The sequence below is a fragment of the Streptomyces sp. NPDC056738 genome (assembly GCF_042790435.1).
GTDB lineage: Bacteria > Actinomycetota > Actinomycetes > Streptomycetales > Streptomycetaceae > Streptomyces.
Genome location: NZ_JBHTZF010000029.1, coordinates 18653 through 31442, shown reverse-complemented (window position 1 = coordinate 31442; position 12790 = coordinate 18653). Strand labels below are relative to the sequence as shown.

Annotated in this window: 14 protein-coding genes; 8 read left to right on the top strand and 6 right to left on the bottom strand. The window is 67.9% G+C overall.

Translation table 11 applies throughout. The annotated features are described in order from the left end of the window. Position 1: 1 nt before the first annotated feature. Positions 2-1678, top strand: a complete 1677-nt coding sequence (locus ACFRIC_RS41185) for a family 20 glycosylhydrolase (protein ID WP_382797107.1) — start codon at positions 2-4, stop codon at positions 1676-1678. A gap of 409 nt (positions 1679-2087) precedes the next feature. Next, the gene (locus ACFRIC_RS41180; RefSeq protein ID WP_382797105.1) at positions 2088-2237 is read left to right on the top strand and encodes a hypothetical protein; all 150 of its coding nucleotides are present in this window, start codon (positions 2088-2090) and stop codon (positions 2235-2237) included. 160 nt (positions 2238-2397) lie between these two features. Here the strand turns inward: ACFRIC_RS41180 and ACFRIC_RS41175 are convergent, their stop codons facing one another. Together ACFRIC_RS41175 and ACFRIC_RS41170 are read right to left on the bottom strand one after the other, a co-directional pair. After that, the gene (locus ACFRIC_RS41175; protein ID WP_382797104.1) at positions 2398-2610 is read right to left on the bottom strand and encodes a hypothetical protein; all 213 of its coding nucleotides are present in this window, start codon (positions 2608-2610) and stop codon (positions 2398-2400) included. A gap of 45 nt (positions 2611-2655) precedes the next feature. Then, positions 2656-3057, bottom strand: a complete 402-nt coding sequence (locus ACFRIC_RS41170; protein WP_382797103.1) for a DUF6233 domain-containing protein — start codon at positions 3055-3057, stop codon at positions 2656-2658. A 129-nt stretch (positions 3058-3186) separates the two neighbouring features. On the opposite strand from ACFRIC_RS41170, the gene ACFRIC_RS41165 reads away from it, so the two are divergent. The 4 genes from ACFRIC_RS41165 (at position 3187) to ACFRIC_RS41150 (ending at position 7211) form a co-directional block, all read left to right on the top strand. Then, entirely contained in the window at positions 3187-4155 is a 969-nt protein-coding gene (locus ACFRIC_RS41165; protein WP_382797166.1) for a hypothetical protein, read from the top strand. A 224-nt stretch (positions 4156-4379) separates the two neighbouring features. Further along, positions 4380-4715, top strand: coding sequence for an ArsR/SmtB family transcription factor (locus tag ACFRIC_RS41160; protein WP_382797101.1), 336 nt, complete (start codon positions 4380-4382; stop codon positions 4713-4715). Position 4716: 1 nt separating this feature from the next. Beyond that, a complete protein-coding gene (locus tag ACFRIC_RS41155) occupies positions 4717-5436 on the top strand; it encodes a cation transporter (RefSeq protein WP_382797099.1) in 720 nt (239 codons plus the stop codon). Positions 5437-5606: 170 nt separating this feature from the next. Further along, the gene (locus tag ACFRIC_RS41150) at positions 5607-7211 is read left to right on the top strand and encodes an ISL3 family transposase (RefSeq protein WP_382797097.1); all 1605 of its coding nucleotides are present in this window, start codon (positions 5607-5609) and stop codon (positions 7209-7211) included. A gap of 139 nt (positions 7212-7350) precedes the next feature. Here the strand turns inward: ACFRIC_RS41150 and ACFRIC_RS41145 are convergent, their stop codons facing one another. After that, positions 7351-7587 (bottom strand): hypothetical protein, encoded by a 237-nt coding sequence (locus ACFRIC_RS41145; RefSeq protein WP_382797096.1) that lies wholly within the window; start codon positions 7585-7587, stop codon positions 7351-7353. 203 nt (positions 7588-7790) lie between these two features. Between ACFRIC_RS41145 and ACFRIC_RS41140 the strand changes: the two genes are divergently transcribed. After that, entirely contained in the window at positions 7791-7988 is a 198-nt protein-coding gene (locus ACFRIC_RS41140) for a hypothetical protein (protein WP_382797095.1), read from the top strand. Between the two features lie 445 nt (positions 7989-8433). Here ACFRIC_RS41140 and ACFRIC_RS41135 read toward each other — a convergent pair whose 3' ends face one another. Both ACFRIC_RS41135 and ACFRIC_RS41130 read right to left on the bottom strand, forming a co-directional pair. Further along, entirely contained in the window at positions 8434-8901 is a 468-nt protein-coding gene (locus ACFRIC_RS41135; RefSeq protein ID WP_351867950.1) for an SUKH-3 domain-containing protein, read from the bottom strand. Positions 8902-9033: 132 nt separating this feature from the next. Further along, a complete protein-coding gene (locus ACFRIC_RS41130; protein ID WP_382797093.1) occupies positions 9034-10539 on the bottom strand; it encodes an ISL3 family transposase in 1506 nt (501 codons plus the stop codon). 311 nt (positions 10540-10850) lie between these two features. Here ACFRIC_RS41130 and ACFRIC_RS41125 point away from each other — a divergent pair, with 311 nt between their 5' ends. After that, complete coding sequence (locus ACFRIC_RS41125; protein ID WP_382797091.1) at positions 10851-11465, top strand: hypothetical protein; 615 nt, start codon at positions 10851-10853, stop codon at positions 11463-11465. 563 nt (positions 11466-12028) lie between these two features. Here the strand turns inward: ACFRIC_RS41125 and ACFRIC_RS41120 are convergent. Continuing rightward, positions 12029-12766 carry a hypothetical protein gene (locus ACFRIC_RS41120; protein WP_382797089.1) on the bottom strand — a complete coding sequence of 246 codons (738 nt, stop codon included), beginning with the start codon at positions 12764-12766 and terminating at the stop codon, positions 12029-12031. Positions 12767-12790: the final 24 nt, after the last annotated feature.

Sequence of the window (12790 nt, the reverse complement as noted above, 5' to 3'; positions counted from 1 at the left end):
CATGACCCACCCCATCATCCCCGCACCGCTGCACACGACCACCTGCGTAGGCGACAGCCTTTCCATTGCACCGGGCGCAGCCGTCGTCGGCGGTTCCGAACTCGCAGACGTCCTACGGGTTTTCGTCGACGACGTGGCCCGCGACACAGGTCTGCAGCTCGCTCTGGACCTGAACGGCACCGGCCCGGAACCACACACCGGCGCGACGATCCGGGTGGAGCTCATCACCTCAGGGCCGGCGGCGGAGCAGTTGGCCGCACTCCCCGAGCCCGGCGGCGTGCGAGCCGACAACGGTGACCCGACCGCGGAGCGCTACGGACTGGAAGCCAGCGACACCCACGCCCGGGTCTGGGCCACCACGCCCGAGGGCGTACACCGCGGCCTGACCAGCCTCAGGCAGCTGCTGACCGCCGGCCTGCGCCCCGACGGCACCGCCGAACTGCTGCCGTTGCGTGTCCTGGACACGCCCCGCTACGCCTGGCGCGGTCTGTCCCTGGACGTGGCACGCACCTTCCACGACGCCGACCAGGTGCTGCGTGTCCTGGACATCCTCAGCCTGCACAAGCTCAACGTGCTGCACCTGCACCTGACCGACGACCAGGGCTGGCGCGTCCCCATCACCAACTGGCCCGCCCTCACCGAGGTCGGCGGCGCCGACGCGCTGGGCGACCGGCCCGGCGGCTGGTACACAGCCGAGGACATCGACCACATCGTCACCCACGCACGGCAGCGGCACATCACCGTGGTGCCGGAGATCGACATGCCCGGTCACTGCCAGGCGGTGTTCCGCTCCTATCCCGAACTCGCCCCCGACACCGGCGAAGTCGTGCCCGGGCCGGTCCCGGTCGGCAACCTCGCCCCCCACCGCGAGATCACCTGGCGGTTCGTGGAGGACGTCCTCACGGACGTGGCCCGGCTCTTCCCCGACTCTGCCTATCTCCACCTCGGCGGGGACGAGGCGTTCGGCATGCCGGACGAGGCGCATGCCGCTTTCCTCGACCGAGCCAGGGTCATCGCCCGGTCCCTCGGCCGTCACGTGGTCGGCTGGCAGGAGACCGCGCGCTCCGCCGTCGGCCCCGAAGAAGTCGTGCAGTACTGGATCGACGCAGCCGAGATGCGCGAGGCCCTGGACTCCGGTGTCCTGGCCCAGATGATCCCCGCGGAGATGGCCGCAATCGTCGCCGAGACTATGGCCAAGGCCGAACACGACATCGACCTCGCCGCCGCCAAGGGCGCGAACGTCCTGCTCTCGCCCACCTCCCACCTCTACCTCGACCGGCCGTACGCGGAACCGTGCGCGGACGCCGACGGCGAGGTCCGGCGGGCCCGGGTGGGTCTGCCCGTCTACCCGCCCAAGACCATCGAGCAGATCTACGACTGGGACCCCGACAGCGCACTCGCCAACGCCGCCACCGACGGCGAGGCCCTGGCTGCCGGTGTCGAGGCCGCAATCTGGTGCGAGACCGTCACCTCGGGCACAGATCTCGAATTCCTGCTCCTGCCCCGCCTCGCCGGAATCGCCGAACGCGCCTGGTCGCCCTCCGGCACCGGAAAATGGGACGACTACCGCGGCCGCCTGGCCGTCCAGTCCACGGCATGGCACCGCCGCAACTGGACCTGGTTCGCATCCACCCTGGTCGACTGGCCCTCACACCCGACCGGGGACAACAAGGCCTGAACCACTGACCTCTCCGTTGCGGGCCGGTGGCAGGCCTACCCCGCAACGGACCTCCCAGACCGGGCGGCGTGACCGCTCCCCGGCCGGGTCCGACAGCAGAAACCGGACCGGCCGAGACGCTGCCCGGTCGGCGCAGCGACCTGGTCGCTGCCATGGAAGGCCCCCGGCGCCCGCGCCGGGGGCCTTCTGCCGCCCTGCAAGGCGCCGTCGCTTCTGTAGACCGCACACTCCGGCCGCCCCGAATACCGCGCTCTCGGAATGACGCTCCCCGCCAGTCGGTGCAGCGCTCTGGATAGCGGCGCGGCGTGAGGCGTACGCCAACGACCAAGGCGCGCCGAACAGTCTGATCGCGGTCTCCGGCAGCTCCAACCGCTCCAAGGCGGACAAGGACCCGGCGGCTTGGCTGCCCGTGCCGGCGGACCAGTGCAAGTACGTCGCGGACTGGGTGGCGGACAAGCTCCGCTGGCAGTTGACGGCGGACACCGCCGAGCGGGACGCGCTGGCCCGCCTTGCCGAGACCTGTCCGACCGCCACTGTCACCTACGAACAGGTCCGGTAACCGGTCCGACGCCGACCCCTGGCCTCTTCGGCGAATGCCGACCGGCCGGGTCGTGAAGGCCGTGGCCGTCCTGGCTGTCCCCAAGCGTTAGCCACGGGCCCTGACCGCACCCGTATGCGGGGTGTCCGTGTTGGCCAATAGTGGGGCGGACCGTGTCGCGTCAGGCACCAATTGGGCGGGTGCTGGTGAAGCGGACGGTGGAGCCCCAGCCGTCTTGGGCGGGGGCCATGCACCACTGGCACAGCGGCAGGCCGCCGCTGCCGTATTTGTGTGTCTTCCGCTGACAGCCGGAGCACGGGCCCACCAGGCTGCCGGAGCAGGTGAAGGTGGAGGGGTCCGGTTCACTGATCGGCGGCAGGAGAGCGCTGGTCATCAGAAGGTCCTGTTCCGATTTATTGATGAGTAAATCATCACGAGTTCAGCATAAATGCGTGAAATGCAGAGCGTCGGTCAGCGCGGCGCGGCAGGCCAGGCCGGCGGATAAGTCGATGATCTCCAGTGCGGTGTCCGGCTGGCAGTGACCGCAGGCGCGTACGCCCGAGGTGAGGAGTCGGCGCGCTTCGTCGCGCGGGACGGGGCGTCGGCGTTTTCCTGCGGCGTAGCAGCCGCCGACATGGACCTCGACGGGCGGGCGCCCGGTGCCGATACCGAGTTCGACGACCCAGTCAGGTTCGGCAGGCCGGTTCTTGCGGCCCTGTTCCTGTTCGGCTTCCCGCTCCTGGAGGGCGACGATCTTGGCGTCGATGCGCTGCAGCCACATGGCGTGCCACACCCGCAGAGTGAGCAGGCGTGCCAGGTCGGGCGGCAGGTCATCGAACATGCTTGCGATTCTAGTCCCCCAGGTGACCCTGCCTGTCATCTCGCGTGTTCGAATTCTAGTTCGATAACGTGGGTGGAGGAGGTGGGTGCTGTGGAGACAGGTACTGAGGCACGGCAGGTGTCGAGCGTGATGCATGTGCGCTGCCCGGACTGGCTGCCGGAGGACGCCTACCGGCAGGTGCTGGAGCAGATGGCGGAGCTATCGCCGGTCGTCCAGGCGCTGCCCCCGACGGCGGCCCTGGCCGAGCTCAAGGGCGCGTTGCGCTACCACGGTGTGGACGCCGGCAGGCTCGGAGAAGTTCTGCGCGTGCGGACGATTTCCAGGCTGGGCATCGACATCCGCGTCGGGATCGGCCCGTCCATCACCGTTGCGGCCACCGCCTCCGATCAGATCACCGGGCCGGGCGGGGTTCTCGCCATCGCGCCCGGCGGGGTCGCGGACTTCCTCGGGCCACTGCCCATCGAGGCACTCCACGGCATCGGCCCTCGCCAGGGTCAGACCCTCCGGGATTTCGGTGTGCACTGCGTAGGGCTGCTGGCCACGGTCCCGCCCGCCACCGCCCAGCGCCTCCTGGGCGGCCGAGCGGGGCGTCAGGCCGCCGACCGAGCCCGCGGCATCGACCCCCGCCCCGTCGTCCCGCGCACCTTGCCGGCCACCGCGAGCGTCCACCGGGCTTTCCCCCGGCACGCCCTGGACGGCGCCCCGGTCCGCGCGGCCCTGCTCGACGCGGTCGTCACACTCGCCCTCCAGCTGCGCCGCCGGGACCAGGCGGCCCGGGGCATGACCCTGATCCTGCGCTTCGCCGGAGGTACGACCTGGGAGAAGACCCGTCGTCTCCCGGAGGCCTCGGCCCACGATGACGACCTCCGATCGATGGCGTACCGGCTGATCGACGCGGCAGGACTTCAGCGCGGGAGGATCACCGGGATCACCCTGAAAGGCGAAGACCTGATCGGCGCCGACCAGGTCGCCGAGCAGATCAGCCTCGACGAGGCGCGCGAAGCCCGCCTCGTCGCCGAACAAGTCAGCGACCGCATCCGCGCCAAGTTCGGGCCCGACGCGATCCGCCCCGCCACCACCCTGCTGCGTGTCTCCTGACCCGGACGCGAGCTGGCCCTTTCCCCTATTGCCTGCTCGCGCTGCCCCTATCACCTCGGCCGCTCTGGCTTTGTACGCGAGTAGCGACGGCAGATGTACACCGGCGTGAGCAGCATCCGTTTCTGGTTGGACACGAGAACGAGCAGCACCCGCATGGCGCCTTTGCGCCGGTGATCAATGGTTCATGATTCTATGGATTCAGCATGTCGTGTACTTTCGTTGGTGTGCTGACTCTCGCTGCTGACATCGAGGTGCTGGCGCGGTTTGGCCGCGCCCTCGCCGACCCGATCCGCTGCCGGATCCTTCTCGCCCTGCGCGAGGCTCCGGCTCATCCCGCCGACCTCGCCGACGCCCTGGAGATCTCCCGGACCCGGCTGTCGAACCACCTGGCGTGTCTGCGCGACTGCGGCCTGGTCGTCGCGGTGCCGATCGGCCGGCGTACCCGCTACGAGCTCGCCGACGAGCGCCTCGGGCACGCGCTGGACGACCTGCGCACCGCCGTGGTGGCCGTCGAGGCGGACAAGACTTGCCCGGACGCGGAGACGAAGGGCTGCTGCTGAGATGACCACGGAGATATCCATCGGCATAGGCCCGTCCCCAGGCCGCCGCGACGCGTTGGCGAAGCGCATACGACTGCTGGTCGCGGCCACCATCACCTACAACGTCATTGAGGCGATCGTCGCGATCACCGCCGGGACGATCGCCTCCTCCACCGCGTTGATCGGCTTCGGCCTGGACTCCGTCATCGAGGTGTCCTCCGCCGCCGCGGTCGCCTGGCAGTTCTCCGCTCGCGAGCACGCCGTGCGCGAGGCGCGGGAGAAGACCACCCTGCGGATCATCGCCGTCTCCTTCTTCGTGCTCGCCGCGTACGTCAGCGTCGACGCGGTCCGGGCGCTGACCGGCACTGGGGAGGCCGAACGCTCCATCCCCGGCATCGTCATCGCCGCGCTGTCCCTGGCCGTGATGCCGTTCCTCTCCGCCGCCCAGCGCAAGGCCGGCCGCGAACTCGGCTCCGCCAGCGCGGTCGCCGACTCCAAGCAGACACTCCTGTGCACCTACCTCTCCGCCGTCCTCCTGGTCGGCCTGGTCCTCAACGCCACCCTCGGCTGGTCCTGGGCCGACCCCATCGCCGCCCTCGTCATCGCCGCCATCGCCGTGAAGGAAGGCCGCGACGCCTGGCAGGGCAAGGGCTGTTGCGCGACGCCGGCCGCAGTGGCGCCGATACCAGCGGCTGGAGCCGACGCCTGCGGCTGCCGTCCCGGGTGCGACTGCTGCAAATGATCGGCAGCCCGGTGCTGCCGTAACTCATGAACATTCGCATCCGAGGCTGGGGCTCTGGTCCACTTCATGTGGCCGTGTACGCAGCGTGACTGTCGATCTCCTCGTGAGGCTGGCTGAGATAGCCCGAAAATCGCCCGGTCGGTGTGCGGTGTGGTCGACAGTGCTGCGCCGTGAACGAAGTACGGCCGGAACTGGATGAGTTGCTGTTCTCCTCGCTGGAGAACGTGTTGGTGGAGTCGGTCGAGGCAACCGACATGGTCGTCCGGATCGAGGCCCTGAGCACTGCTCGGCAGGCGACCTGCCCTGGCTGCGGGTACTTGTCGGGGCGAATACACGGCTCCTATCTGCGGTTTCCTCACGATCTACCGACGGCGGGCAGGTCCGTCGTGGTGGCATTGAGGGTGCGCCGGTTCGTCTGCGCGGAGGGCTCCTGTTCGCGCAAGACTTTCGCCGAGCAGGTACCGGGGCTCACCCGCCGGTTCGGCCGGCGGACGGAACGGCTGCGATCGACGCTCATCTCGGTCGGCCTCGCGCTCGCGGGCCGGGCCGGGGCTCGCATGACGGACGTCTTCGGGGCTCCGGTCAGCCGGAATACCCTGCTGAGGCTGATCGCCTCGCTGCCCGATCCTCCGGTCCCGGCGCCCCGCGTGGTCGGCGTGGACGAGTACGCCCAGCGCAAGGGCCGCATCTACGGAACTGTGCTCGTCGACGTCGAGACACGTCGCCCGATCGATCTCCTGCCGGACCGGGAGGCGGACACGCTGGCGGCCTGGCTCGCCAAGCGGCCCGGCATCGAGATCGTCTGCCGCGACCGAGCCCCCTTCTTCGCCGAAGGCGCGACCCGCGGCGCCCCACAAGCCATACAGATCGCGGACCGGTGGCACCTCTGGCACAACCTGGGCGAAGCCGCCGAGAAGTGCGTCTACCGACACCGCAGTTGCCTGCACCCCGCACCAGCACTGCCTGATGAACCACCAGAGCAGGCGGAAGCAGAGTCGGCCGCGTCATCGCCCTGGCCGACGGGCCACCGGTTCGCCGAACGCACCCGAGCAAAGCACGCCACCATCCACGCGCTCTTGAAGACAGGCCACAGCAAGCGGTCCGTCGCCCGGCAGCTCGGCATGACCCTCAACACGATCCTGCGCTTCTCCCGGGCCGCCACACCGGATGAGCTGTTCACCGGCCAGTGGCAAAGCCGCGCGACCAAGCTCGACGCCTACAAGCCCTACCTCGACCTGCGCCGGCAGGAAGGCTGCACCAACGCCTGGAAGCTGTGGGAGGAGATCAGAGAGCAGGGCTACCCGGACGGCTACGGCAACGTCCGCAACTACGTGAGCAGGACTCTGCGCGGCAAACCCCAGCCGGTCGGACCCCGGCCGCCGTCGGCCCGCGCCGTGACCCGCTGGCTCCTGACCCACCCGGACGCCCTGGTCGAGAGCCACCGGATCCAGCTCAAGGCCGTGCTGGCCAACTGCCCCGAGCTGGACGTCCTCGCCAAGCACGTTCGGGCCTTCGCCCACATGGTCACCGACCTGCAAGGCGACCAACTGCCAGAGTGGATCGAATCAGCCAGAGCTGCTACCGGCTTACCCAGTCTCAGCCGGTTCGCCCACCACCTCGAACGCGACCTTGACGCCGTCGTCGCTGGACTCTCCCAACCGTGGAACTCCGGTGTCGTCGAGGGCCATGTCAACCGAATCAAGATGCTCAAGCGCCAGATGTTCGGTCGCGCAGGATTCGAGCTCCTCCGCAAGCGCGTCCTGCTCGCCAAGTGACTAAGGCATCCGCCCGCGTACGCTGGCTTGCCCCACGGTGACCCCCGTTCAGCGCCACAGGCATGCGGCTGGTGGACAAGGCCCCGATCACTAACGCAGCTCGTTACCGCACGGCTGACGCCCACTGAACCCGGAGTTGCTAGTAGTAGAGCCACATGGTGAATGCGCCATTGTCCATGGCGATCACTACTTCGCCCGCCCCTTGCGGCGGAGTCTGGTTCGCCACCGTCGTGCAGTGAGTCCCACTTCCGAGGTTTCCTTGAAAGCGCCACTCCTTGGCTGTGACGCGGCTTGCAGTCCTCTTCTTGAAATCGACTGCCTCCTCTACCGTGACCACTCGGTCAACCGGAAGCTCTTCATACTTCTGATCACCCATGATCATCCTCCTCTCTCGGTTCCCCCACCGAGGATGCGTCGGGGTATGTGTGCTCGCCATTTAACGGCCGCCTTCCGTGTGGGGTGCGGGTAGAGATCCACACCTTCATGCGATGTCCGCATGCTTACAAGCTGAGCGTCGTGAACGGTTTCTCGCCTCCGATCCCGGAGCTCTTCGGCTTCGGCCGGCCTGTGCATGCCGCCGTGGGGAAGCTTCACCAGGCGTACAAGGACAAGGCCCCTACCTCCGACGAAGCCAGGGCTATCGCGGAGAACATGTGCCACCTTATGATCCCGGAGGCCAACCAGGGCGCCATCGTCCACACCGCGCGCCCCACAGCCCCCCAGCCGAGCGCCCGGCCGGGCCGCGCGGCGTCGGCGTACGGGCGCCGCATCGGCTAGTGAGCAGCGGAAGGTGGCGGCGTCCTTGAGGCTGCGTAGGGCCGCCTCGGCTGCCTCGTACTTCTGGCCAGGAGTGGGCGCACGGGAATCCCGAACAGGGGCTCGTCGCGGACGTAGTTGAACTTCACGAAGACATCGCCCACGGCGAGCGCGGAGATGTCGACCTCGTCGCCGGCGACGTATCCCATCTCGTAGACCGGGCAAGGGGGGCCGCCTGGGAGCACCTCGGGCACTCCCAGGCGGCCCGGATCACCGGCGCTCGAACCAGTAGACCGCCAGCCCGGCCAGGCCCATCGTGGACGCCTTCACCGCCAACCGCACGAACTCGTCACTCGCGGTCTCCAGCAGTCGACGAGCCTGCGCCCGCCCCGGGCGTAGGCGCCTTTCCCTGGGCTTCGCACCGAGCGGCGGGCCGTCAAGGTGCTGGTCAGAGTTGCTTTGTAAGTCAGCGGGCCTGATCCGACTGTCTGTGATCGTCATCGATCCTGCGTGGCATCACTCCGAGGATCAGATTTTCGAGGGCGTGCGGCATTGACCCGAAGCTGGCGACCCAGGTCTCGACAAGGTAGATCTCACTGTCCTCATCGATACCGAGAAAGAATCGGCCGTGATCGAGCTCGCCGAGCGGGAAGAGACGTCTCCCCAAGGAGTCGCTCCACTCGGAGAACCGGTCATCCTCTCCCCAAGCCAGCTCCGGGTCCAGCTCGAACGGTTCCCGGGCACGGTTGATTCCCGGGCCGCCGATGCTCACGGTCAGCCCTCCGAACTCCTGGAGAAACCTCCCCGCAGCGTCGTGCATGACGAGGCCGACCGCTTCGAACCGGGACCGCCAGCCGGCCGTGTCGACCCGCCTGCCCGCCGTCCATCCAGAAGCCTCCAGAACCTCCAGCACCTCCGGCGACCACTCGCTCATGACAGGCCCACCCCCCCCCCAAGCTTGAAGAAGCATGAGGCGATCATCCCAGCAGACGACCTGAGAGAGAACAGCGTGTGACCGCACCACACGAAGTGGCTCTGTCGCTGGTTTGGGGGTGGGGTCGGGTGATCAAGGAGACAGGAGAATGCGACGTCGCAGGAGGTCGAAGTTGGCCCGTCCGTACATCTGTCTCTTCAGCAGCTTGATTCTGGTGACGTTGCCCTCGACTGCTCCCGAGGTAAAGGTGGTGGTCAGGGCAGCGAGTACTGCTGCGTGGTCGCGGCGTATGCCGGCGGCCAGAGTGCGGAGTTCTCGTTGTCCGTCGAGGCGGACGTCGGCGAGCCAGACGTCGAGAACCAGGTGCTCGCTGCGGCGCTCGCGCACCATCTCTGCCAGGCGCCGGGCGTATTCGGTAGTTGTGGCCAGTGCGGGGCTGCGTTCGCACAGTTCGTCGAGGCACTTGCGCTCGGTGTCGGTGAGGTGTTCGGGCCGGCGCATGATCCAGTTGGTGACCCGGCGGACGGTCAGATGGGGCAGCGGAGCATCCGGCGGGATTGCCCCGGTTCGGTAGGGCCGCAGGTGGCGGCGGACGGTGTTGATGTCGCCGCGGTAGCCCAACTGCTGGATCTCCCGGGTGAGTGCGGCGGCGTTGGTGCAGCCCTCCATCCAGCGGTGATGCAGATAGAGCCGATAGTCGTCGATCATGCTTGGGCGATGGGTTGCCGCGACGAGTAACTGCTCGACATCGGCGGCCTGGGCGAAGCGCAGGACAGTGCCGCGGCTGAGGCGGAGTTCGCGGGCGATGGCTCGCAGGCTGTCGCCGCGTTCGATGCGTTCGTGGATCTGCTGGTGGCGTTCGCGGGTGCGTGCGACCAGCGGGCGTTGCCGTCCGTGCACGTCGAGTTCGCCCAGGGTGGTGGGAAGGACGTCGCTCTGGCCAGCCTGAACGGTGAGGGGTTCTCGCAGGTCGCCACGGTGTCGTCCGACTATGCGCTCGACGGCCTCTGCGAGGTTGTGCAGCAGGTGCCAGGCATCGGCAACTTGCCGGGCCTGCGGTGCACCGGCTTGGGCGCCATCGCGGAAGGAGCCGGCGCGGTCGCGGCAGACGACCCTCACCTCGGGGTGTTCGCGCAGCCAGGCGGCGAAGGTGCGCGCGGTGCGGTCCGCGAGGACGTCGACAGGGCGGTGGGTGTCCATGTCGACGAGGAGCGTTGCGTAGGTACGGCCGCGGCGCACGGCGAACTCGTCAACACCCAGGCACGGGACAGACTCCGGCTGCGGGAGGGGCAGTGCGCGAAGGAGGCGGAGCAGGGTGTCCTTGCCGGTGGTGACGGCTAGGCGCTCGCACAAACTGGCGCCGGCACGTCCGCCCAGGAACAGGGCGATGTCGGTGAGCTGAGCGGTGAGGGCATTCGTGCGGCGTGCGTGTCGACGCGTCAGGTCCGGGATCTGCTCGGCGAAGGTTCGACGTCCGCAACTGATGTTGCCGCACACGAGACGACGTGCCCGCAGGTCCAGTCGCACCTTCCGGCCAGCAACGGGACGGTCCGCCAGACACCGCTGGTAGTAGCAGTGCACTCGCGAGGATCTCCATCCACATCCCGGGCAGGCGGCCGACCCCACCGTGGACCGCACGGCAAGACGGACTTCAGCGTCCCCAAGAACAACCTCTTCTACCTCGACTCCGGCCCCCTGAAGAAGGAGGTCAGCGAGGCGAACCACATCCCCCACGCACAGGTGATGCCCGCCTGCTCATGATCGTCACCCACCCCCAAATCAGCGACAGAGCCAAGTTTCGTGATTTGGCTACGCAACGTCACGCACAAGAAGGCATTTGCGGAGGAGGCGGAAGCCAGTGCCGCCGAATATTCACGATAGTCCTTGGGCAGGGCACACCTTGGGTCAAGCTGTGACCCTCTAGCCGTACAAGTCCGGGGGCAGGCACGATGAACGATCAGGTGGTGACGGCGTTAATCTCTGGCCTGGTAGCGCTGCTGGTGGCTGGTGCCAGCGGGCTGCTGACTCTGGTGCAGATTCGCCGCGAACGCCGGAGGTGGCTAACGGACCTCAAGGTGGCCTGGGCGCTGGAGAACCACAAGGCACGCCTGTCGTCCTACCCTGATGCCTTCGCCGTTCTCCAGCGTTTGTCGCATGGCGGTGCCGACCCTGTGACGCCGCAGGTTGCCGCCAGGGTCGCGGCCGAGCTGAACGATTGGTTGTACTCCACGGGCGGCATGTGCGCCGATGCGGCCACCCGGGGTGCGCTTCTGGGACTGCGTCAGCGCTGCCGCAGATGGGCCAAGAGCGGGGGCCGACGGCCTGACGACCTCTACACCTGGCGCAATCTGGCGCTCGCGTTTCTGCGGCGCGATCTCGACATTGTGGGGCTCGAGAACTATGAGTCCGACCCAGACGCCGCAATGTTGAAACAGCTGCAACAGGAGCTGGAAGCCTCATTGGGGTCGGATACTCGCTCCACAAGCTGGCTGCGAAGCGTTACGCGAGGAGCACACGCTTCCGGAGGGGGAGGAATCCGGGGCGGCCGAGCATCTGCCGTTTGAACATTTTGATCCGGTTGACAGCTCATTCGGCTGGGCCGGAGTGCCAGTCGGTGGTCAGGCCGGCGGTCACTGCTGGCTCTGCGAGGGCGATCACAGCCCCCGCAAAGTCCCCCTCGGCGACCATCTGCCGCCGCAACAGCGAGCTGCCCTCGAAGCCTGCCTCACTCCCCACTGACCGCCTCAAGCCGCGGTGACAACAGCCTCCCCATAGGCGAGCGAACTGGGCGCTGACCGCGTTGCCGGTACGTCTCCTAAAACGAGGCCTGAGCAGCGGCGTCGCGTTGGGCTCAGTCGCGGTGGGCGTGCGCCCCCGCCGCCCGCGGCCGCGACGACGCCCTCGGTCGCCCAGTCGTCGTCGAGGAGCATGGGCGACCAGGCGGGCGTGAGCCTCGGGGAGCCGGCCGTCGCGGTGTTTGGTGCGGGCCTTGGCGAACCAGGCACCGAGCCTGACCGTGTCGCCGTCGAGGCCTTGCGGGTCATGATCACTCCTCCAGCGGCAGCTCCCGCCCAAAGTCTCGGAGCCAACCAACCCCCTCACCGTCTTCGACCACAGGCTGGTGGCCCTACGCGTCCGTGCGCGCCTTGCTGGCCGCGGGCTTGTGCTGAAAGTAGGCGTCCGCTCCGAACCCTTCCCAATCGACGGTCATGGACTTCCTTGACAGCCCATACACCCGCCCTACTGTCCGGTCGGTATTGCCGTCATCACACTTAAGTCTGATGACGTACAGTCCAGCCTCTTTGGACGCTTTGCCTCGACAGTGATGTTTGCCGTTCAGTTCGACTTGTTGGCCGTCGACAAGGAGGATGACGGCGCTTCCGCCGTTATCCCAGGCGGGGTAGAGCCAATGGCCATCGAGTGAAGGGTCAGCCTCGCCTCCGACGACCTGAGCGCTGGGTGTGCTGGCCGTGCTGCCAGGGCTTGCCGTCGACGTGGGCTCCGAGGAGGATTTCGCTCCCTCAGACTCTGCGCCGCCGCACCCGGAAACAGCGACAGCTGCCACCAGGACGGTCCCGGCAACCTCGCGTACTCGCTTGATCACATGATCCCCTCGAAAGACCCGCCTGGACACGCCGGACGCGGCAGGTCGGCAGCGGATCATAGCTTCCAGGGAACCCATGACACAGCCCCAGCTCATCAGGCGAAGACCGCCACGGGCGCCAGCGATCCTATGGATCGGTGCCCAGACCGCCGGATCGTCCACAACCTGGTTCAGGTCCGTCATCTGGAGCTTCTCCAGCCAGTGCGACAGCACCAGTACCTCGTCACTCGTGAGCTTGATCGTGACCTGGCTATCACCCATGCACACCCCTACGGTTCGGCGAGT